Here is a 951-nt window from a genome sequence, read left to right as displayed (position 1 = left end):
GCGGGGGGAGTGGAAGGCGTGGCTGACCCGCAGCCGCTTCGACTTCGCGAACCGCTCGGCGATCGCGGTCACCTCGCCCTCGTCGCCGGAGACGACCACGGAGGTGGGGCCGTTGAGGGCGGCGATGGAGACGTTGGCGGTGAGCAGGGGCAGGATCTCGTCCTCGGTCGCCTGGATGGCGACCATCGCCCCGCCCTCGGGCAGGGCCTGCATCAGCCGGCCACGCGCAGCCACCAGAGCAGCCGCGTCCTCCAGCGACCACACCCCGGCGACGTGCGCGGCGGCGAGCTCGCCGATGGAGTGGCCCAGCAGGTAGTCCGGCGTGACGCCCCAGTGCTCCACCAGCCGGAACAGGGCCACCTCGATGGCGAAGAGGCCGGCCTGGGTGTAGACGGTCCGGTCCAGCAGGTCGGACTCGGTGTCGAAGACCAGTTCCTTGACCGGCCGGTCCAGGTGCTTGTCCAGCTCCGCGCAGACGGCGTCGAAGGCGTCGGCGAACACCGGGAACGCCTCGTACAGCTCACGGCCCATGCCCGCCCGCTGCGAGCCCTGGCCCGAGAACAGGAACGCCGTCTGCCGGCCCGGCCGGGAGCGGCCGAGGACGAGATCCGCGTCCGTGCCCGACTCGGCCAGTGCCTTGATGCCCTCGAGCAGTTGCAGCCGGTCGCCGCCGACGACAGCGGCTCGGTACTCCAGAGCACTGCGGGTCGTGGCCAGCGAGAACGCGATGTCTGCTGCGGTGAGCTCCGGCTGCTGCTGCAGATGTGCGTGCAGCACACGGGCCTGAGCGGTCAGAGCCGTCTGCGTCTTCGCCGACAACACCCACGGGACCACCGGCAGGACGACCTCGGGCTCCTGCCGCGCCTCCGGCTCCTCGTCGGGTGCTTCGAGGATGACGTGGGCGTTGGTGCCGCTGATGCCGAAGGAGGAGACGGCGGCGCGGCGGGGCCG

Annotated in this window: 1 protein-coding gene; it reads right to left on the bottom strand. The window is 71.8% G+C overall.

The genetic code is table 11. The features are described from left to right. Positions 1–951 (bottom strand): acyltransferase domain-containing protein (locus tag A2U95_RS25245; protein WP_166027116.1); only part of this gene is annotated, 951 nt, incomplete at both ends.

The sequence above is a fragment of the Streptomyces chilikensis genome, assembly GCF_001642695.1.
GTDB lineage: Bacteria > Actinomycetota > Actinomycetes > Streptomycetales > Streptomycetaceae > Streptomyces > Streptomyces chilikensis.
Note: the sequence above shows the minus strand (reverse complement) of the source record. Positions and strands in the feature narration are given on the sequence as shown.